Origin of the sequence: Phaeobacter sp. JH20_37 (assembly GCF_048056015.1) — a bacterium.
Lineage (GTDB): Bacteria > Pseudomonadota > Alphaproteobacteria > Rhodobacterales > Rhodobacteraceae > Phaeobacter > Phaeobacter bryozoorum.
In genome coordinates, this window is the sequence record NZ_JAYMWW010000011.1 from 135,026 (window position 1) to 153,986 (window position 18,961).

Annotated in this window: 19 protein-coding genes; 11 read left to right on the forward strand and 8 right to left on the reverse strand. The window is 60.1% G+C overall.

Going from position 1 to position 18,961, the window contains the following annotated elements:
- Entirely contained in the window at positions 1 to 435 is a 435-nt protein-coding gene (hpaR, locus tag VWZ87_RS04395; protein ID WP_340546452.1) for a homoprotocatechuate degradation operon regulator HpaR, read from the reverse strand.
- 229 nt (positions 436 to 664) lie between these two features.
- On the opposite strand from hpaR, the gene VWZ87_RS04400 reads away from it, so the two are divergent.
- From VWZ87_RS04400 to VWZ87_RS04430, 7 genes are all read left to right on the forward strand, one after another.
- Positions 665 to 2,083 (forward strand): pyridoxal phosphate-dependent decarboxylase family protein, encoded by a 1,419-nt coding sequence (locus tag VWZ87_RS04400; RefSeq protein WP_416534538.1) that lies wholly within the window; start codon positions 665 to 667, stop codon positions 2,081 to 2,083.
- 44 nt (positions 2,084 to 2,127) lie between these two features.
- On the forward strand, positions 2,128 to 2,898 hold the full coding sequence (locus VWZ87_RS04405) for an HpcH/HpaI aldolase family protein (RefSeq protein ID WP_416534539.1): 771 nt from the start codon (positions 2,128 to 2,130) through the stop codon (positions 2,896 to 2,898).
- Positions 2,899 to 3,040: 142 nt separating this feature from the next.
- Positions 3,041 to 4,225: a substrate-binding domain-containing protein gene (locus VWZ87_RS04410; RefSeq protein WP_340546449.1), complete on the forward strand. Its 1,185-nt coding sequence runs from the start codon at positions 3,041 to 3,043 to the stop codon at positions 4,223 to 4,225.
- Positions 4,226 to 4,339: 114 nt separating this feature from the next.
- Positions 4,340 to 5,116, forward strand: coding sequence for an ABC transporter ATP-binding protein (locus tag VWZ87_RS04415; RefSeq protein WP_340546448.1), 777 nt, complete (start codon positions 4,340 to 4,342; stop codon positions 5,114 to 5,116).
- Entirely contained in the window at positions 5,109 to 5,852 is a 744-nt protein-coding gene (locus VWZ87_RS04420) for an ABC transporter ATP-binding protein (protein WP_416534540.1), read from the forward strand. Before VWZ87_RS04415 ends, VWZ87_RS04420 begins: the two co-directional genes overlap by 8 nt.
- Positions 5,853 to 5,910: 58 nt before the next feature.
- Positions 5,911 to 6,942, forward strand: a complete 1,032-nt coding sequence (locus VWZ87_RS04425) for a branched-chain amino acid ABC transporter permease (RefSeq protein WP_416534541.1) — start codon at positions 5,911 to 5,913, stop codon at positions 6,940 to 6,942.
- Entirely contained in the window at positions 6,939 to 8,009 is a 1,071-nt protein-coding gene (locus VWZ87_RS04430) for a branched-chain amino acid ABC transporter permease (protein ID WP_416534542.1), read from the forward strand. The genes VWZ87_RS04425 and VWZ87_RS04430 overlap by 4 nt, the downstream gene beginning before the upstream one ends.
- A 24-nt stretch (positions 8,010 to 8,033) precedes the next feature.
- Here VWZ87_RS04430 and VWZ87_RS04435 read toward each other — a convergent pair whose 3' ends face one another.
- From VWZ87_RS04435 to VWZ87_RS04450, 4 genes are all read right to left on the reverse strand, one after another.
- On the reverse strand, positions 8,034 to 9,707 hold the full coding sequence (locus tag VWZ87_RS04435; protein ID WP_416534543.1) for a DUF4139 domain-containing protein: 1,674 nt from the start codon (positions 9,705 to 9,707) through the stop codon (positions 8,034 to 8,036).
- A gap of 118 nt (positions 9,708 to 9,825) precedes the next feature.
- Entirely contained in the window at positions 9,826 to 10,170 is a 345-nt protein-coding gene (locus VWZ87_RS04440; RefSeq protein ID WP_340546443.1) for a hypothetical protein, read from the reverse strand.
- A 129-nt stretch (positions 10,171 to 10,299) separates the two neighbouring features.
- Positions 10,300 to 11,322: an aspartate-semialdehyde dehydrogenase gene (locus VWZ87_RS04445; protein ID WP_340546442.1), complete on the reverse strand. Its 1,023-nt coding sequence runs from the start codon at positions 11,320 to 11,322 to the stop codon at positions 10,300 to 10,302.
- Positions 11,323 to 11,400: 78 nt separating this feature from the next.
- Positions 11,401 to 12,579 carry an MFS transporter gene (locus VWZ87_RS04450; protein WP_416534544.1) on the reverse strand — a complete coding sequence of 393 codons (1,179 nt, stop codon included), beginning with the start codon at positions 12,577 to 12,579 and terminating at the stop codon, positions 11,401 to 11,403.
- A 177-nt stretch (positions 12,580 to 12,756) separates the two neighbouring features.
- On the opposite strand from VWZ87_RS04450, the gene VWZ87_RS04455 reads away from it, so the two are divergent.
- Complete coding sequence (locus VWZ87_RS04455) at positions 12,757 to 13,914, forward strand: DUF3095 domain-containing protein (RefSeq protein WP_416534545.1); 1,158 nt, start codon at positions 12,757 to 12,759, stop codon at positions 13,912 to 13,914.
- Positions 13,915 to 13,955: 41 nt separating this feature from the next.
- Here VWZ87_RS04455 and VWZ87_RS04460 read toward each other — a convergent pair whose 3' ends face one another.
- A complete protein-coding gene (locus VWZ87_RS04460; RefSeq protein ID WP_340546439.1) occupies positions 13,956 to 14,606 on the reverse strand; it encodes a carbonic anhydrase in 651 nt (216 codons plus the stop codon).
- 130 nt (positions 14,607 to 14,736) lie between these two features.
- Here VWZ87_RS04460 and VWZ87_RS04465 point away from each other — a divergent pair, with 130 nt between their 5' ends.
- From VWZ87_RS04465 to VWZ87_RS04475, 3 genes are all read left to right on the forward strand, one after another.
- Positions 14,737 to 15,141 carry a hypothetical protein gene (locus VWZ87_RS04465; RefSeq protein WP_340546438.1) on the forward strand — a complete coding sequence of 135 codons (405 nt, stop codon included), beginning with the start codon at positions 14,737 to 14,739 and terminating at the stop codon, positions 15,139 to 15,141.
- 294 nt (positions 15,142 to 15,435) lie between these two features.
- A complete protein-coding gene (locus tag VWZ87_RS04470; protein ID WP_416534546.1) occupies positions 15,436 to 16,854 on the forward strand; it encodes a leucyl aminopeptidase family protein in 1,419 nt (472 codons plus the stop codon).
- A gap of 8 nt (positions 16,855 to 16,862) precedes the next feature.
- Positions 16,863 to 17,711, forward strand: a complete 849-nt coding sequence (locus VWZ87_RS04475) for a C40 family peptidase (protein ID WP_416534547.1) — start codon at positions 16,863 to 16,865, stop codon at positions 17,709 to 17,711.
- A 48-nt stretch (positions 17,712 to 17,759) separates the two neighbouring features.
- Here the strand turns inward: VWZ87_RS04475 and VWZ87_RS04480 are convergent, their stop codons facing one another.
- Together VWZ87_RS04480 and VWZ87_RS04485 are read right to left on the reverse strand one after the other, a co-directional pair.
- The gene (locus VWZ87_RS04480; protein ID WP_340546435.1) at positions 17,760 to 18,104 is read right to left on the reverse strand and encodes a DUF2794 domain-containing protein; all 345 of its coding nucleotides are present in this window, start codon (positions 18,102 to 18,104) and stop codon (positions 17,760 to 17,762) included.
- Positions 18,105 to 18,173: 69 nt separating this feature from the next.
- Positions 18,174 to 18,875 carry an ArsR/SmtB family transcription factor gene (locus VWZ87_RS04485; protein WP_340546434.1) on the reverse strand — a complete coding sequence of 234 codons (702 nt, stop codon included), beginning with the start codon at positions 18,873 to 18,875 and terminating at the stop codon, positions 18,174 to 18,176.
- Positions 18,876 to 18,961: the final 86 nt, after the last annotated feature.

An 18,961-nucleotide genomic window follows, 5' to 3' on the forward strand; every position in this document is an offset into this window, starting at 1 on the left:
CTACTCTTCCAGCTGGTGCAGTTCGTTCAGCAGATCCAGAAGCGCCTCGTAACGCTCATTCCCCATCTGCGCGCGGGTCCGTTCGATCACGGCGAGACTGGCCTGCAAGTTGTCGTCAATCACCTGTTCGCCCGCTTCGGTAATACTGACAATCTGGCGGCGGCGATCCATCTGATCCTTTGCCCGTTGGATCAGCCCCTTATCCTCCAGCTTCTGCAGGATGCGGGTCAAGCTTGGAAGCAGCAGGCACGCGCGCTCGGAAATCTGCGTCGGATCAATGTCACCTGTTTCCTGAACGACCCGCAACACGCGCCATTGCTGTTCGGTCAGCCCCGCGTCGCTCAGCAACGCGCGAATAGGGCCCATCACGCGCTCACGCGCGCGCAGCAGGGCAATGGGCAAGGATCGGTCTGTGCTTGGTAACTGCTTGGTCATGCCAGATTATCGCTGTCTAGGGGCGCAAAGGCAAATCCTCAGTACCCGGAGTGACTAGCACTTACGCTGCTGGGCAATCCAAATCGACCGGGTCTATACCTGTATTGGCGGAATGACGCTGAGCGGATCTCTGACATCGGATACGATTGAGCATGTGGACAGGTATTAATGCACATGTTAATTATATGCTCATCTAAGGTAGCCGGATGCTAAGCCCAAGGACGACACGATGAACTGGAATGATTTTTCTCACTGGGGCCGCAAGGTTGCAGACTGGGCACAGGACTATCACCTGACCGTCGGCGACCGCCCGGTGCGAGCGCAGACTGCTCCCGGCGAGGTGCTGAGCGCCCTGCCCCAAACCCCGCCCGAGGATGGCGAGGGGATGGAGGTGATCTTCCGCGATTTTGAAGACATCGTGATGCCCGGCATCACCCATTGGCAGCACCCGCGCTTCTTTGCCTATTTCACCTCCAACGCCGCCGCGCCCTCGGTGCTGGCGGAGTTCCTCGCCTCCGCCATCGCTCCGCAATGCATGCTGTGGCAGACCTCGCCGGCGGCAACTGAGATGGAAACGCGGATGATGGACTGGCTGCGCCAGGCGCTGGACCTGCCGGACCAGTTCCAGGGCGTCATTCAGGACTCGGCCTCCTCCGCCACCCTCGCTGCCGTGCTGACCATGCGGGAAAAGGCGCTGAACTGGCAGGGCAACCAGCAGGGCCTGTTCGCCCAAAAGCCACTCCGGATTTACTGTTCATCTGAAGTCCACACCTCCATCGACCGCGCTATCTGGGTCGCGGGCATCGGCCAGCAGAACCTGATCCGCATCCCCATCAAGGGCGATTGGCGCGGGATGGACCCGGACGCGCTGGAGGCGGCGATCCAATCCGACCTCGCAGCGGGTCACCAGCCCGCGGGCGTCATTCTCTGCGTGGGCGGCACCGGCGTTGGCGCCACTGACCCCGTCAACCAGGTACTGGATGTGGCCGAGAAGCATAGACTCTACACTCATGTCGACGCCGCCTGGGCCGGCTCTGCGATGATCTGCCCGGAATACCGCCATTACTGGCCGGGGGTGGAGCGCGCCGACAGCATCGTCTTCAACCCGCACAAATGGCTGGGCGTGCAGTTCGACTGCTCCGCCCATTTCCTGAAGAACCCGGATGATCTGGTGCAAACCCTCGCGATCAGCCCGGAATACCTCAAGACCCACGGCCATGACGGCATCATCAACTATTCCGAATGGTCGGTGCCGCTGGGCCGCCGGTTCCGGGCCCTGAAAATCTGGTTCCTGATCCGCACCTACGGGCTGGAGGGTCTGCGCCAGCGCCTGCGCAACCACATCATCTGGTCCAATCAACTGCACGATAAGCTCAAGTTAGAGCCTGATTTCGAGATTGCGACACCACCAATGTGGTCGCTTTGGTCGTTCCGCTATGCCCCGCAGGGCGCTAAAGATCTGGATGATCTCAATCTACAACTGGTGAACGCGATCAATGACGATGGTCGTATCTATCTGACCCAGACCCGCGTCGACGGCGCGCTGGTTATCCGGTTCCAGGCTGGCCAGTTTGAGACAACCGAAGCCGATGTTATGCTGGCCCATGAGGTTATCACCGAGATTGCGCGCGCCCTGAAAGCCCGGTGACCAGAACAAACCCGCGCCACCCGACCCAAACAGGAGATTTGCCAATGCCCGCCACCACAAACACCTTCAAACAGGCTCTATCGCGGGGCGATCGCCAGATTGGGTGCTGGATGAGCTTTGGTGAGGGTGCCGTAGCCGAAGTAATGGGAACCTGTGGCTTCGATTGGCTGGTGATCGACGGTGAACATGCGCCAAACGACATCCGGTCCATTCGTGATCAGCTGATGGCTCTGGCTGCCTCCAAGAGTCATCCCGTCGTGCGCGTTCCGGTTGGAGAGACATGGATTATCAAACAGGTTCTAGACGCCGGTGCGCAAACGGTCCTGATACCTATCGTCGAAACTGCCGAACAGGCCAGAGAGCTGGTCCGAGCCTGCCACTATCCGCCCACCGGCACCCGTGGCGTGGGCGCAACTGCGGCGCGGGCGTCGATGTTCGGATCTGTCAGCGACTATACTCGAACCGCCGATCAGGAAATCTGCCTCCTGTTGCAGGTCGAAAACCGTAAAGGCATCGAAAATCTCGACGACATTCTGGAGGTCGAAGGTGTCGACGGGATTTTCATAGGACCTGCCGACCTGTCCACTGACATGGGACATCAGGGCAACTCCGCCCACCCGGAGGTCAGAGCAGTGATCGCCGATGCCATGACCCGGATCAAGGCTGCCGGAAGGGCGCCTGGCATTCTGGGCACTGCCCCCGAGGCGACACAGGCCTATCTGGATATGGGCGCGCAGTTCCTTGCAGTTGGGATTGACGTGATGGTCTTGGCCAATAACGCCCGCGCCCTCGCCACTGAATGGTCTGCGAAATAGACGCCGAACGCCACGTTCACAAAATGAGATCAAAAAATACGTATTTCCGCGCAATTGACCGGTTTGACACCCCGCCGCTAGCCTGCCACCACAGGAGCGAGACCGCGCCAAACATCTTGGCGCGCCACGAGGGAGCTACAGGATGAAACGCACATTTGCTGCGGGGATGGTCTCCGCACTGACGCTGACCTCTGCGCTGGCCACCGCCGCCTTTGCAGATATCAAAATCGCCCATGTCTACGGCAAGACCGGCCCGTTCGAAGCCTATGCCAAACAATCCCATGACGGGCTGATGCTGGGTCTGGAATATGCCACCGGCGGCACTATGGAAATCAACGGCGAAAAGATCGTCGTGATCGAAAAGGACACCCAGCTCAAGCCTGAGAATGGCAAGGCACTTCTGGAAGAAGCCTACGGCGACGACGAGGTGGATTTGGCCATCGGGCCGGTCAGCTCCGGCGTTGCGCTGGCGATGCTGCCGGTTGCCGAAGAATACGAAAAACTGCTGATCGTGGAGCCGGCGGTTGCCGATTCCATCACGGGCGCGAATTGGAACCGTTACATTTTCCGCACCTCGCGCAATTCCTCGCAGGATGCGGTGGCCAGCGCCATCGCCCTAGCCGGTGAAAATGTGCATATCGCGACGCTGGCACAGGACTATGCCTTTGGCCGCGACGGCATCGCAGCCTTCCGCGAAGCCCTGGCCGCTCAGGGCCACCAAATTGTCCATGAGGAATTCGCCCCAACCGACACCACCGACTTTACCGCTGCGGGCGAGCGCATTTTCAACGCGATGAAAGATCTCGAGGGCGAGAAGAAGCTTTTCATCATCTGGGCCGGTGGTGGCAATCCATGGGCCAAGATCAACGCAATGGATCCCGGTCGTTTCGGGATCGAATTTGCCGGCGTTGGAAACATCCTCGCCGCCCTGAAAGGGTTCAAGGATTTCGCAGGTATGGAAGGTGGCACGTATTACTACTACGAACTGCCTGACAATCCGGTGAACGACTGGCTGGTGAAGACCCATTTTGAACGGTTCGACAGCCCGCCCGATTTCTTCACCGCAGGCGGAATGGCCGCTGGCATCGCCGCCGTGGAAGCGATCAAGAAGGCCGGATCCACCGACACCGAGGCGTTGATTGCGGCGATGGAAGGCATGGAATGGCAAACCCCGAAGGGCACCATGAAATTCCGGGCCGAGGATCATCAGGCGCTGCAATCCATGTATCACTTCAAACTGCGTGTCGACGACGATGTCGAATGGGCGATCCCGGAACTGGTTCGCGAGCTGAGCATCGACGATCTGCCGATTCCGATCCGCAACTGATCACACAACGCGACCGGGTCCGGGGCGACCGCCACCGGGCCCGGCACGTCGCACAGGATTGCGCGGCCCGCCACGATCACCCGGCCACCGCCCCCGTTTCAGATGGATGCACCCATGCCCGCCCCTCTACTGTCCACCAGCGATCTCACCGTACGCTTTGGCGGGCATGTGGCCGTCGATGCTGTGACTTGTGACTTTCATCCGGGCGAACTCACGGCCATTGTCGGCCCCAATGGCGCCGGGAAGACCACTTATTTCAACCTGATTTCAGGACAGATTCCCGCCAGCGCCGGTCGCGTCACGCTGATGGGGCGGGATATCAGCACGCAGTCCGTATCAGCCCGCACCAAAGCAGGCATCGGTCGCGCATTCCAGATGACCAATCTGTTTCCCGACCTTACTGTGCTGGAAAACGTCCGGCTGGTGGTGCAGGCCAAGGCTGCGCGCGGCTTCAATCTTTGGTCGATGGTCACAGGCCACACCGATCTGATTGATCAGGCCGAAAGAATTCTCGCCCAGGTCCGCCTGCTGGACGAGCGTCAGCAGATGGTTTCGGAGCTGTCCCATGGCAATCAGCGCAAGCTGGAAGTCGCTCTGCTGATCGCGCTCGATCCTCTTGTCTATATGTTTGACGAGCCGACAGCCGGGATGAGCGTGGACGAAGCGCCGGTCGTGCTGGATCTCATCGCGGATCTGAAAAGCCAGACCGACCGCACCATCTTGTTGGTCGAGCATAAGATGGATGTGATCCGAACCCTAGCCGACCGCATTATCGTTCTTCACAATGGCGCGCTGGCTGCCGATGGCCTTCCGACGGAGGTGATGGCCTCCGACGTGGTGCAGGAGGCCTATATGGGCCGTGGGCTGGAGGGGATCCTTGATCATGTCTGACCTCGACCGGACCGCCCCCCCTCCTCTTCTGCGGATTGAGGAGATCCATACCAAGATCGCCCAGTACCATATTCTTCAGGGGGTCGACCTCGATGTTCCGCGCGGCGGTGTCACCATGCTGCTGGGGCGCAACGGTGTCGGCAAAACAACGACCCTACGCAGCATTATCGGCCATTGGCGAACCCATCGTGGCCGCATCCTGTTCGATGGAGCCGACATCACCCAGACGCCCACCGCCAGCATTGCACGCGCGGGCATCGGCTTCGTCCCCGAGGATATGGGGATCTTTGCCGATCTGACTGTTGAAGAAAACATGGTCCTCGCCGCGGTTTCCGGCCCGATTGATACGGCGCGGCTCGACTGGATCTTTCAGGCCTTTCCGCCGCTGAAGACCTTTTGGAAATCCGAAGCCGGAAATCTCTCCGGCGGGCAAAAACAGATGCTGTCAATTGCCCGCGCCATGATCGAAGAACGCAAGCTATACCTGATCGACGAACCGACAAAAGGCCTGGCCCCGGCGATCATCTCCACCATGGCACGCGCGATCAAGGACCTGAAAGATCAGGGTGCATCGATCCTGATGGTCGAACAGAATTTTGCAGTCGCCAAGGCGCTTGGCGACACCGCCAGCGTTATGGACGACGGCCGTGTCATCTGGTCAGGCGCAATGGCTGAATTGGCAGGCGACACCGCTTTGCAGGAGCGGCTGATGGGCCTCAGCATGGAGGCGCATTGAACATGCCCGATGTTCAAGACAGACCCCGCCATTGCCTTATCCGGCAGGAGATCAACAGATGACCGCTGCCCCCGAACACGCGCCAACGATGGCTCAATCGTCGCTCCGCGACCGACTGGCCCCCTACGCACCGCTGCTGCTGGTTCCACTGTTGGCTATCGCCGGTTTTATCGCCGTGCAGAACCCTGCAAGCTGGATGACCCTGACTGTTTCCGGGCTGGCCATGGGAATGATGATCTTCCTCATGGCCTCCGGGCTGACGCTTGTTTTCGGGCTGATGGATGTCATCAACTTCGGCCATGGCGCCTTCGTTTCTGTTGGAGCCTTCATCGGAATTTCGGTTTTGCTGACACTGGGCCAGCTGACCAATGCGCCGTCGCTGGCATTGAACCTGCTGGCCATTCTCGCCGCCGTTCTTGCCGCAATGGCGGCGACCGCCCTCATGGGCTGGGCATTCGAACGGGTGATCGTCAAACCCGTCTATGGCAATCATCTGAGCCAGATCCTGGTCACCATGGGTGGCCTGATCATTGCCGAACAGCTGATCATCGTCCTTTGGGGGCCGGAAGAAATCTACTTCACACGTCCCGAGGCGCTGAAGGGGGCGCTGACCCTCGGCGACGCCGCTATCGAGAAGTACCGTCTTGTTACCGTCGCCGTCGGCCTTGCGGTCTTTGCTGCCATGCGCTTCGTGCTGCGCCGGACCAAGATCGGGTTGATCGTGCGCGCAGGCGTACAGAATGGCGAGATGGTCGCCGCGCTCGGATATCGCCTGCGCCTCGTCTTCGTCGGCGTGTTCATCGCAGGTTCAGCCCTTGCGGGCCTGGGAGGTGTGATGTGGGGCCTCTATCAGGAAGTTATCACCGCCCATATGGGCAATCAGGCGATGATCCTGATCTTCATTGTGGTGATCATCGGCGGTCTCGGATCGGTTGAAGGCTGCTTCATCGGTGCGCTGCTGGTCGGGCTGTTGCAGAACTATGTCGCCTTCGTAGAGCCGAAACTGGCCCTTGTTTCCAATATCGCCCTGATGGTCGCAATCCTGATGTGGCGCCCGATGGGCATGATCCCGGTGGTAAAGGCAAAATGATGCACATCCTTCTGTCTGGCGACCTGCCCCGCTCTCGCATTCTGGCCCTGTTGCTGGCTGTCATTCTGATTTGCCTTGCCTTCGCACCCTTCCTGTTTCCGGGCGTGCGGACAGTGGATACGGCTGCACGCATTTGCATATTCGTGGTGCTGGTGGCGAGCTATGATCTGCTGCTGGGCTACGGCGGCATCGTCAGCTTTGCCCACACGATGTTCTTTGGCATGGGCGCCTATGGTGTGGCACTGTCCTCCACCCACATGGGGCGCGGATTCGATGCGCTTCTGGTCGGCTCTCTCACCGGTGCTGGTCTCGCCGCTGGGCTGGCGCTGTTGATTGGCCTGTTTTCATTGCGGGTGCGGGCCATCTTTTTTGCGATGATCACGCTTGCGGTTGCCTCCGCCGTTGCCGTCCTTGTCAGCCAGCTCTCTGGTCTGACCGGCGGCGAAGACGGTCTGACGTTCAAGACCCCGCGCGAGTTGGGACCTGCGTTCAAATTTGGCACGGAGCTGTTTGGCGGTGAACTGTTCGGCGTCAAACTCAACGGACGACTGCTCACCTACTACCTGATTTTCGCAGGCAGCGCGCTGCTGTTTCTCGCCCTGCTGCGCGTCGTGAATTCACCGTTCGGTCGCGTTTTGCAGGCCGTCCGCGAGAACGATTTCCGGGCGGAGGCGATCGGCTACCGCGTTGTTTACTACCGCGTTACGGCCACCTGTCTCTCGGCGGCGATTGCCGCGCTGTCCGGCTCTCTCTATGCGATCTGGCTACGTTACGTGGGACCAGACACCACCCTGTCGATGACCATCATGATTGATATCCTGCTGATGGTCGTCATCGGTGGTATGGGAACGATCTACGGTGCGGTGGTTGGTGCGACCGTTTTTGTACTTGCGCAGAATTACCTGCAAAACCTGATGGGCGTGCTTTCCGGCATGACCGAGGGGTTGCCGTTGCTGCCCGAACTCCTGAGCCCGGACAGGTGGCTATTGTGGCTGGGTGTCCTTTTCATTCTTAGCGTCTACTTCTTCCCTAGCGGCGTGGTGGGCCGCCTGCGCGGGCAACGCTAGCGCCGAGACCGGCAGGCGGCAGGGCTAGCGCAGAATTTGATCTTCAGGCCAGCTCAGCTCTGTCTCGATCTGGATCACTTCACGCGCGCCCTGAGTGATCTCCATGTCCCAGGCCAATATCCCGCGCTGTTTCTCGACGTTTTCTTCCGTCGGCGCAGGGCGCGCAGACCAGCGTATCTTAAGGTCGTCCTGCTGGGAGTATGGAACACGGTCAAGAACCCGCAAAGGCCAGGGCTGGTCAGTCAGGTTCTCGATCTCGATCTCAACCCGGCTAAACTGTTCCGCATTGCGCGAAATCAGCCCCTGTTCACCTTCGCTCTGATCCAGAACATCGCGGCGCAGGGTCAGCCCCTTGATCGGCCCAAACCCGATGTCTGCCTCTGCCCCAGGTGCCAGGCCCGGAAACTCTGCAACGGCGACCAGCTTCCCGTCCACGAAATGAGCAGCCTCCGTTGCAGGCAGCAACTGCTCGCCAAATTCGTTTGCGAAACGCACCACGCGATAAGCGACCTCATTGCGCAGTGGCACCGCCTGTGCCCTCAACTCGGCGCTTGCGGTGACACTGTCCATTTCTAGCCGCAACGCATCCACACCCGAGGCAATGGAGACCGGCTCACCAAACCCATAGACAGCCGCAACGCCACCCGTGTCGACGCTCCATTGCGGAAGTAGCTCATCAACCAACACAGCCGCTTCGATTATCGGTTCGTTGGCAAGCTGCAATTCCATATCAGATGACAGCCGCTGCTTAGGCGTTGGGACAGGCATCGGTTTCTCGATCCGACGCAGCTGTGGGAACAGGCGCGATGGCGCTGATTGCCCCAGCGGTTCCGCCGTCGACAGCGTCAGCGCAATGTCCTGCCAGCTCTCGCCCGTATCCTGCGCCAGCATCACGCTGCGCGCCAGAGTCAGCTCCGCCACATCACCTGTCGCAAGATGCAGCTCATAATGGGGAGACCACCCTATATGTCCCGCTCCAGCTGTCAGATAGGTGAGTGTAACCTCGGCGCCCCCAGCCTCCGCAACGTCGACTTCCACCTCAATGAAGAGCCGATCCTCATCCTCCAGCGCGATGGCTGCGAGTGCTGCGTGGGCCTCCTTCAATTCGTCCTGGAGTGCTGTCAGAGCTTGCTCCTTGGCGCGGGCCTCGGCCTCTGCATCAATAATCTCACGATGGCTTGCAGTAGCCCGGTTTGAGATCATCACCGCGATATCCGCCAGCGCTGAGGCATCCGCCCCCGCCAGACCATCATTACCGCCAAGTTGTTCAAGGAATTGGATTGAGCTCTGCGCGGCTCGGGCCGTGGCTCGGGCACGTTCGGCTTCATCCGTCACGGCTGCAATCTGTTCTTCGATCTGACGGATACGTGCCTCAGCAGCGTCAATCTCAGGTGTCGCCACGTCCTGAGGGGGCACGGACTCCTCTCGCATTAGGGTGCTGATACGGCGCACGCCCGCGATCTGCACCTGCAGGCTGGCGGTCTGCGCGCTTTGTGGCACGTTTTGCAGGATCAGCTGGTGCCGCCCGGCAGGCAGGTCCACCGCCGCGGTGCGGGTGATTTGGGCAAGCCCCGGATAAAGCGTTACCGCGGAAACCTGGCTAGAAACAGGGAACACATCCGCAACTGCGGATGTGGCAATGCTGATTGTGCCGGTGGCAGCCGCAAGAATGGCAAAAACTGAATGAACAGGTCGCATGATATCTCTCGATTGATCAAATCGCGGACAAGCGGCCCGCCTGTGATCAAATCTACGTATCGTTGCGAGATGTTACCAGCCGTTGCATCCCATCATGACGCAAACTGCCAGTGCTTGCTCAGGCTTGGCTTATGTTGTCCGGCAATGGAGCCCCAAATCGCGCCTCCAGCTCTTTCCCAGGAAACCCAAGAAACCGGCAGGTACAGATTTCGACGTGGCTATGCGCATCGCGAAGACGGGTCCGCCCGTCACTGCGCTCCAGATAAAATCCCTTGCTGCGCAGAGCCCGGATCAGATCCAGCCAGTTCTTTGCTGTGCGAAAGCTCTCGCTCAAAACCATCCGCAGCTGCGCCGCCATTTCGGCATCTAGGCGCGAACCGTTGCGTGCCGTGGCCCAAGCCGTTTCCCCCGAGCTGATTACAGTCTCATGTGTCTGCGCCTGCGTCGGCGTTTTTCCCATCATGGTCTTACCCCCAAGTTACCTCATCCAACTCTCATCAGACTAGTGGGATAAAGGCTGGCAAGAACAGTTGTACAAACGGTAAAGGGGCCGTCTCTTTCGAGACAGCCCCCTCTCTGAATGGATAGGTTTTTAACCTTTTTTCAGAACTTCACGCCCCAGAAGCTCTGCGATCTGGACAGCGTTCAGGGCAGCGCCCTTGCGCAGGTTGTCGCTGACGCACCACAGGTTGATGCCGTTATCAATGGTCGAGTCCTGGCGGATCCGGCTGATAAAGGTTGCGAAGTCGCCGACGCATTCGACCGGCGTCACATAGCCGCCGTCTTCGCGCTTATCGATCACCATAATGCCCGGCGCTTCGCGCAGAATATCGCGGGCTTCATCTTCGTCCAGGAAGTCTTCGAACTCGATGTTGATGGATTCGGAGTGGCCGACAAAGACCGGCACGCGGACGCATGTCGCCGTGACCTTGATCGACGGATCGACGATCTTCTTGGTCTCCGCAACCATCTTCCACTCTTCCTTGGTGGAACCATCATCAAGAAAGACGTCGATATGCGGGATCACGTTGAAAGCGATCTGCTTGGTATAGACAGAGGGCGGAACATCCTGTGTCGGATTGTAGACTGCTTTGGTCTGATCCCACAGCTCATCAATCGCTTCCTTGCCGGAGCCGGAAACCGACTGATAGGTGGAGACCACAACGCGCTTGATCTTGGCGCGATCATGCAGCGGCTTCAGCGCGACAACCATCTGTGCGGTCGAGCAGTTGGGGTTCGCGATGATGTTCTTTTTGGCATAACCATGCACCGCCTGCGGGTTCACCTCAGGAACAATCAGCGGCACATCGTGATCATAACGATAAAGCGACGAGTTATCGATAACCACGCAACCGGCGCCAGCGGCCTTGGGCGCGTATTTCTTGGTCGCGTCGGACCCGATGGCAAACAGCGCCATATCCCAGCCGCTGAAATCAAAGGTGTCGAGATCTTGGGTCTTCAGTGTTTTGTCGCCGAATGTGACTTCGGTGCCGAGGGATTTGCGGCTCGCCAGAACTGCAATCTCATCCACAGGAAACTGGCGTTCAGCCAGAATGTTCAGCATTTCACGGCCCACGTTGCCCGTGGCGCCCGCGATAACGACGCGATAACCCATTTTGTGTCTCCAATTGTGTCCGGCCTCGTGACCGGCTGCGGTGTCTTATCGGGAAAGCCCGCGCGAGGAAAGGCTAGATCAATCCAAGCTGTCTCGGCTGAGCAGATATATTGCGCATCCGGCCAGCAAAAACGCGAGCAGGAAACCGAAAATGGCCAAATAGGGCAAGGAAAGGTCCGCACCGGACGTTTCCGCATGCAGGCGCCCACTGGCAAACTGCATGATTCCCACCCCGCCGATGCCAAAGAAGTTGAGCATGGTCACACCGCGACCCACCAGATGCGGCGGCACAAAGGCACGCCCCTGCGCCAGAATCACCGGAAACGCAGCGCCAAAGAAGCCAACGGCCGCCATCAGCGCCACCACCAGCGGCACGGGACCATCCACCCACAGCATCAAGGCCCCCAGCGCGACACAGGCAAGCAGATTGCCGCCAAGCACGACCCCCTTGCGGGTTCCCAGCAGCCGGTCCATCGGACCATAGGCAAAGGTGCCAAGGATCATCGCGCCCCCCATCACCAGGCTGGCCAACCCGACCGCCTCCCGCCCCAGTCCAAAAACATCGCTCAGATAGGGTCCGATCCACAGCCCCCGCAAGGCCGCAGAGGGGGCGTAGGCCACGAACATCATGATGAATATCGGCCAGAGGACCGGCAGGCGCAGAATATCGAGAACAGACCCTTTGGCCCCCTCGCCCGCCTCGACCCGCGCCGGATCCTTTACCGTCAGCGCGATGCCCAGTGCGACTGCGGTAGAGATCCCTGCAAGCCCGAACAGCGTGCCCCGCCATCCCAAGACCTCAACCGCCAGCGCCGTTGGATAGGACGCGACCAGATTGCCCAGCGAGCCCACCCCGAGCATCACGGCCGCCAGTGTCGCAAAACGGCGTGGCGGATATTCGCGTGCGAATATGTAATAGGACGCCATGAGCACGGGAGAACAGCCGATCCCGATCAGGACCATCGCAAGGCTGATATGTGAGGGCTGAGCCGCCAGCGCAAAGACCAGCGTTCCGCCGCCACCGCCAAGCAGCAGCAGTGCCGCAGCGGTCCGGCTTGGTCCGACACGATCCAGCGCCCAGCCGACCGGCAGTTGCATCGCCGCAAAGGTCAGGAACCAGAGCCCTGAGGCAAAGGCGAGATCCTCGGGCGTGGCTCCCAGATCGTTTTGCAAGGCGGAGCTGAGCACCGCCAGGAATGCGCGAAAAAACTGACTGAGCACGTAGCCCAGACATAATATGACCAGCCCGGCCTGCATGTTGGTCCCCCCCGGAATGAGATGTCTGCCCCGGCAAGCAGCCAAGACCAGCAATCATAATCCGTCCACAGTGGCGATTTCGCACCAATTCACAAGAGTGCGAAACCACTTAGCCGTGATTGGTCGTGTGCTGCTGTCGCGCTAGGCTATGGTGTCAACAGGATGAACGGATCGCAGATGACACAGGATGGTTTCTACCAAAGCCTAGCGCCCAGCCGCGACTTTGCCGGTCTGACCCGTTCTGGTGCCTTTACGCCGCTGCCGAGGGACTGGATGGTCGGCTGCTGCGATATCGTCAATTCCACCGATCTGATCGCGACCGGGCGCTACAAGACGGTAAACACCATCGGCGCCTCGGCGATTGCCGCGATGATCAACGCCCTAGGAGGCACGCCGTTTCCCTATGTCTTTGGCGGTGACGGCGCCTCCTTTGCAGTGGCCCCTGAACACGCCGCTATCGCGCGCGACACGCTGGCGCGGCTGCGCAGCTGGACCAGCGCGGAATTCGACATCGAGCTGCGCGCCGCATTGCTGCCGGTGTCCTGGATCAGAGCCGAAGGCCTGGATGTCGCCGTTGCCCGCTATGCCGTCTCAGACGCGGCCGACTACGCAATGTTTGCCGGTGGTGGCCTCAACTGGGCGGAACGGCAGATGAAGCTGGGAGGTTTCGAAGTGCCCCCCGCACCGCTGCCCGATCCGCCGGATCTGACAGGCCTGTCCTGCCGCTGGAATACGATACCGGCTCGCAACGGGATGATCCTCTCGGTCGTGGTGCAGCCCGATAGTCGGGCCTCAGCCAGGGATTTTGCCAAAATCGCCAGCGATGTTCTCGCAGTTGCAGACAAGTTGCAGCGCCATGGTCATCCGGTGCCGGAGGGCGGGCCAAGCTTCAGCTTCCCCCCGCCGGGTCTGACGCTGGAGGCAAAGATGTCACGCGGGAAAACCGCGTTGATTTTGCGAAAGCTGCAGTTGTTTGTTCAGACTGTCTTTGCGGCCTATGCGCTCACCCGCAAGCGTCCGATTGGTGGCTTTGATGCCCAGCATTACCGCAGAATGCTCGTCGCCAACGCGGATTTTCGAAAATTCGACGATGGCCTGAAACTGACACTCGACTGTCCGGCAGAGGTGCGCGACGAGATCACGCATATCCTGGAGAAAGCCGCGGCAGCAGGGCAGGTGCGCTATGGCCTTCACGAACAGGACGAAGCGCTGGTAACCTGCATCGTACCGTCCGCGATGCGCGACGATCACGTCCATTTCATCGACGGGGCCGCGGGCGGCTATACGCAAGCAGCGCTGAGAATGGCCGCCGCTTCAAATCCGGCGGCGGCCTGAGGTCTGATCGGGACCGTTTTGCGTTGGCGATATGCCCCCGATCAGACCGGCTGGAACTTGCCGCTGCGCGGCTCATAACACTCCAGACCACCCTCGCCGATATCGGTCCAAAGGCCATGCAGGCTCAATGTTCCATCCCGCACGGCGCTATCAATGAAGGGGAAGGTCATCAGGTTTTCGAGCGATGCAACCACCGCCTGCCGTTCAAACTGACGCGCCTGCGCGTCGGTATCCTCGATATCTTCGACCAGCGGAAACTTCGGCTTCAGGATATCCATCCAACGCCCGACAAAGCTCTCCTTGGCATCCAGCGCTGGTGCATGGCCTTTGCACATGTCGATACATCCCTGCACACCACCGCATTGTGAATGCCCCAACACAATCAGATGTGCCACCTTCAGAACGGTAACAGCGTATTCAACGGTCGCGCTGGTGCCATGGTGATCGCCGTCAGGCTGATAAGGCGGCACCAAATTCGCAATATTACGGTGAATGAAGAACTCGCCCTGATCGGCACCGAAAATCGAGGTGACATGAACCCGACTGTCGCAGCAGGAAATAACCATCGCGCGCGGGCGCTGCCCTTCGCTGGCGAGCCGCCGGTACCAGCCTTGATTTTCGCTATAGGTCGTGGCTTTCCACCCATGATAGCGCGTCACCAGATAGCTCGGCAGGGGTTTGGCAAATTGCATGTGTCGTTCCTCGATTGACCTCTGGCAGGTCTGTTACCAAGGATTGTTAGCAAATTCGAGAGATTTGGTCATCCGGCTGGAAACCTTTTGACAACTTCTAAGGCGCAAGTTTGGCCCGTGCCGTGGGGGCATGAATAAATTGGGGTTTAATGTGGTGGCTCAAATACTCACTGTAGTACACAAAGAAAATGTGCGCCTAGACTCCGACAAACTGTCGGATCTCTATACGCAACTCGGCGAAGCCGGGGCAGAAGATGTGGTTTGTCGCGCGATCGAGGAACTCGCCGTGCGGCTGTCTCATTGCGAACGTCTCTGGCGCCAGAACGATTTGCCAAACCTACGCAAAAGTGCGCGTTCCCTGATCGCTATCGCCGATCAGATTGGCATGACAGCAATGGCACGGGTTGCCCGTGACGTGACCGGCGCGATCGACATAAACGATTTTGCAGCAGTTTCGGCGACCCTGTTCCGGCTGATGCGGATCGGCGAGCGATCCCTGACCGCTGTATGGGAGCAACAGGACCTTTCGGTCTGACAAGTGATCCTGGGGGGACACTTGCTCGGATATATCTGACAGCGGATCTGCCGCCGATGGAGCCGGTCTCCAACTGTCAGACCAAGGCTTGATGCCAACCAAATGGCAATTTCGTAGCGACGCAGGTTATGCGTCCGGGCTCTTAGCGGGGCCCTTATTGGCGTTGCGCCTGCGGCCGTGGCGGATGCAACCTGTTGAAACCACGGGTTGACCGACAATCAGCAGGGCTTGCAGACGGCGCTGTGACAGATACTCTGACGATGAAATCGCCCCCCGGTCCCGGAGTATCCTGTCATGCCCTCTGCCAAGCCATCCGCCATCAGCCGCCTTGCGCGTCCGGCCTTCGCCGACCCGGCGACGGCCAGCCTCGATCTGCATGTGCTGGATCAGGACAAGTGCGAAGACTGGCTTGCCAATGCGCCGAGCGAGACCAGTAACTGGGCCCGCACCAATGGGTTTCGCGGCGCCATCGGGCAGGTGCTCGTCATTCCGGATCGCGACGGTGCGCCCAGACAGGTGTTGGTGGGATACGGCACCGCCAAGGACCGCGCGAGGGGCAGGTTCATTCTGGCCGGCGCCCTCTCTGCGCTGCCCGGAGCAACCTATCGCCTGGTCGAAGGGATCGCCGAGGAGGATCGCCCGGCTGAGTGCCTAGGTTGGCTGCTCGCCCAATATAGGTTTGATCGGTATAAATCCGGGCGCGTCTCCGAAACCCATCTGATCGCACCCGAGGGCATCAATGCAGCCCGGATCGAGGCCTGCGCGGCCGGGGAATATCTGACTCGCGACTTGATCAATACGCCCGCCTCTGACATGGGGCCGCAGGATTTGCAGGAGGCAACACAGGCGCTGGCGGATCGATATGGCGCCGCCCTTGACGTTGTCGCCGATGAAGATCTTCTGACGCAGAACTTCCCCATGATCCACACCGTTGGCCGCGCTTCGGATCGTCGCCCCCGCCTGCTGGATATGCGCTGGGGCAATACTGGCCCGAAGCTCACCCTTGTAGGCAAGGGCGTCTGTTTTGACACCGGCGGCCTCAATCTCAAACCCGGCAGCAGCATGGCCCTGATGAAAAAAGATATGGGAGGTGCCGCCAATGTCCTGGGGCTCGCAGAGATGATCATGGCGCTGCAATTGTCTTTGCAGCTCCGCGTCCTGATCCCAGCGGTTGAGAACAGCGTTTCGGCGAATGCCTTTCGCCCCGGTGATGTACTCACCGCGCGCAACGGTCTGACCGTCGAAATCAACAACACCGATGCCGAAGGTCGGCTGGTCCTAGCCGATGCCCTGTCCTACGCGGCGGAAGACGCCCCGGATCTGCTTATCTCCGTGGCCACGCTGACGGGCGCGGCGCGTGTGGCGGTCGGTCCGGATCTGGCGCCGTTTTACACCGATAGCGATAGCGATGCCGATGCGCTCAGCGCGGCCGCCGCTGCCTCAGCCGATCCGGTCTGGAGGATGCCTTTTCACGCGCCCTATGAGACCATGATTGAACCGCTGATCGCTGATCTGGACAACGCGCCAAGCGGCGGCTTTGCCGGATCAATCACCGCGGCTCTGTTCCTGCGCCGCTTTGCCGGCGGCAGCCGGTATATCCATTTCGACATCTATGGCTGGACGCCGACCGCCGCCCCGGCCCGGCCAAAGGGCGGCGCATTGCAGGGCGCTCGGGCCCTGCTCGATGCGTTGCCAACCATGCTGAGCCTCTGAGGCACCGGATGACCGATCCCCGCCGCACCCCGGCCAATGACCGCGTGATCGCTGCACATCTGGCGCAGCACTCGCCCGACCGCACGGCAGTGACAGGACAACCCGCCTGTATTCGTTTGCCCGTGGTAAACCTGTTACGGCGCCCGGACGGGCCGCGCGACCGTCAACTGTTGCTTGGCGCCGAGATCACGATCTACGAAGAGCGCGATGGATGGGCGTTCGTGCAGGCTATGGCTGATGGCTATGTCGGCTATGTTCCGGCCACAGCCCTCGCAACCGATGCCGCCCCCGCAACCCATCGGGTCTGCACACCGGCAACACATGCCTATAGCGCCGCAGATATGAAATCCGCCGACCTCTGCAGTCTCAGCCACGGCAGCAGGGTGAGCGTCCTAGCTTTCACAGATCGATTTGCGGAAACCAATCTGGGGTTCATCCCCGCGTCTCATCTGCGGCCGGTTTCAGTGCCCGAAACCGATCCGGTCGCGGTTGCACAGCTCTTTCTCGGCACGCCTTATCTATGGGGCGGAAACAGCCGCTGGGGGATCGACTGCTCGGGTCTGGTCCAGGCGGCGATGCTGGCCTGCGGCGTCACCTGCCCCGGTGACAGCGACCAGCAGGAAAATGAACTGGGCCAAGACATATTGCTCGGCAACACAGCGGTTCCCAGTGATCTCAGACGCGGCGATCTCCTGTTCTGGAAGGGCCATGTCGCCCTGATGCAGGACCACGAAACCATGATCCATGCAAACGCCCATCATATGGCGGTTGCACTGGAGCCGGTGGCGGATGCGGTGGAGCGGATCATGGTGCAAGGCGATGGACCGATCACTCGTCACCGGCGCCCAGACCTCTGAAGCCGCTTCTTCGCGGCCCGGATCATCAGGCAGCGCCGCAACCGGCGGTCAGGTCACGGATCGGATGAGCTTGCGTTCGAGCACACGCAACACGGATTTGAGATCATGGCCGCGCTTCAGAATCTGCCCATCCATACCGACAACCGCATATTGCCCCTGCCTATTACGCAGCTTGGGACGCTTCTCGATACGGTAAAGAGGGTGCTCAGCGGTGCGCCGGAACACCGAGAAAACGGCCAAATCCCGAAGGGTCGAAATGCCGTAGTCCCGCCATTCCCCGGCTGCAACCATACGGCCATACAACGACAGGATCACCGAAAGTTCGGTCCGGTGAAAGGCAACCTGCTGCGGGCCGGAAAACGATGAGAAGGGCTGCACTTGGTCAAAGCTCATAATGACAGCGTTGCGCCAAACAGACAGTAAATCAAGCATTATTGCCACCTTGCGCCGCAGCTGGCGTCCTCAGGAAGGCGAAAGCTCGGGCAGAACAGAGCGTGTGTCCAGACCGATGGTCTGCTCAAAAGCCGCACGTCCCGGGGCGGTCAGCAGCAGCCCCCGTTTGACCGGCTGACGCTTGACCCAGCCCGAAGTCAGCGCGTGAGACAACAGCTGACGCCCCAATTCGCCCGAGATATGCAGGCGCCGCTCCGTCCAGTCCATGCAGGGCTTCGCAAAGGCTTGCCGTGAAGGCCGTGTCGGCAGGGTCACTCCCAGCCGGTCCCATTCTGCTGCCGGAATCACTTCGAACCCGCCGTTGCGCTCAACCAGAATTCCAAGATCGAGAAACCGTCGGGTCATCGCCACCGCCAATGGACCGGCAAAGTGGTCGTAGCAACTGCGCAATGGTGCCAGGACACCCGCCTTTCGCTGCTGCGCACGATGCAGATGATCCGACGGCGCAATCGCAGCCAGTTGCTCAAGGGTCTGTGCCACCTCGGCGCTGGCCAACCTGTGAAAAACGCAGCGCCCTCGCTTTTCAGCAACGACCAGGCCTGCGGATTGCAGCAGCTGCAGATGCGCTGTTGCTGTCGGCGCGGTGACACCTGCCGCCGCCGCCAGCTCCTTATTGGTGTAGGACCGACCGTCCAGCAGCTCGCATAACATACGGGTGCGGCTGGCATCGGAAAGCGCCTGGCCCAGAATATCAAATCGAGGAGTGCTCATGGCCAGACGATAACCCGCCGCCCGCGATTGCGCCTAGTACAAACGCTTCGACCATCGCCGAAGGGTTCTAGCCAGCCCGTCTGTCC

Excerpts from the sequence above, each read along its gene's own strand:
- VWZ87_RS04460 (WP_340546439.1), bottom strand. The coding sequence starts at position 14,606 with ATGCAATTTGCCAAACCCCTGCCGAGCTATCTGGTGACGCGCTATCAT.
- VWZ87_RS04430 (WP_416534542.1), top strand. The coding sequence starts at position 6,939 with ATGATGCACATCCTTCTGTCTGGCGACCTGCCCCGCTCTCGCATTCTG.
- VWZ87_RS04410 (WP_340546449.1), top strand. The coding sequence starts at position 3,041 with ATGAAACGCACATTTGCTGCGGGGATGGTCTCCGCACTGACGCTGACC.
- VWZ87_RS04420 (WP_416534540.1), top strand. The coding sequence starts at position 5,109 with ATGTCTGACCTCGACCGGACCGCCCCCCCTCCTCTTCTGCGGATTGAG.
- VWZ87_RS04480 (WP_340546435.1), bottom strand. The coding sequence starts at position 18,104 with ATGAGCTTTGACCAAGTGCAGCCCTTCTCATCGTTTTCCGGCCCGCAG.
- hpaR (WP_340546452.1), bottom strand. The coding sequence starts at position 435 with ATGACCAAGCAGTTACCAAGCACAGACCGATCCTTGCCCATTGCCCTG.
- VWZ87_RS04465 (WP_340546438.1), top strand. The coding sequence starts at position 14,737 with ATGAATAAATTGGGGTTTAATGTGGTGGCTCAAATACTCACTGTAGTA.
- VWZ87_RS04405 (WP_416534539.1), top strand. The coding sequence starts at position 2,128 with ATGCCCGCCACCACAAACACCTTCAAACAGGCTCTATCGCGGGGCGAT.
- VWZ87_RS04440 (WP_340546443.1), bottom strand. The coding sequence starts at position 10,170 with ATGATGGGAAAAACGCCGACGCAGGCGCAGACACATGAGACTGTAATC.
- VWZ87_RS04470 (WP_416534546.1), top strand. The coding sequence starts at position 15,436 with ATGCCCTCTGCCAAGCCATCCGCCATCAGCCGCCTTGCGCGTCCGGCC.
- VWZ87_RS04450 (WP_416534544.1), bottom strand. The coding sequence starts at position 12,579 with ATGCAGGCCGGGCTGGTCATATTATGTCTGGGCTACGTGCTCAGTCAG.
- VWZ87_RS04485 (WP_340546434.1), bottom strand. The coding sequence starts at position 18,875 with ATGAGCACTCCTCGATTTGATATTCTGGGCCAGGCGCTTTCCGATGCC.
- VWZ87_RS04400 (WP_416534538.1), top strand. The coding sequence starts at position 665 with ATGAACTGGAATGATTTTTCTCACTGGGGCCGCAAGGTTGCAGACTGG.
- VWZ87_RS04455 (WP_416534545.1), top strand. The coding sequence starts at position 12,757 with ATGACACAGGATGGTTTCTACCAAAGCCTAGCGCCCAGCCGCGACTTT.
- VWZ87_RS04435 (WP_416534543.1), bottom strand. The coding sequence starts at position 9,707 with ATGCGACCTGTTCATTCAGTTTTTGCCATTCTTGCGGCTGCCACCGGC.
- VWZ87_RS04425 (WP_416534541.1), top strand. The coding sequence starts at position 5,911 with ATGACCGCTGCCCCCGAACACGCGCCAACGATGGCTCAATCGTCGCTC.
- VWZ87_RS04445 (WP_340546442.1), bottom strand. The coding sequence starts at position 11,322 with ATGGGTTATCGCGTCGTTATCGCGGGCGCCACGGGCAACGTGGGCCGT.
- VWZ87_RS04475 (WP_416534547.1), top strand. The coding sequence starts at position 16,863 with ATGACCGATCCCCGCCGCACCCCGGCCAATGACCGCGTGATCGCTGCA.
- VWZ87_RS04415 (WP_340546448.1), top strand. The coding sequence starts at position 4,340 with ATGCCCGCCCCTCTACTGTCCACCAGCGATCTCACCGTACGCTTTGGC.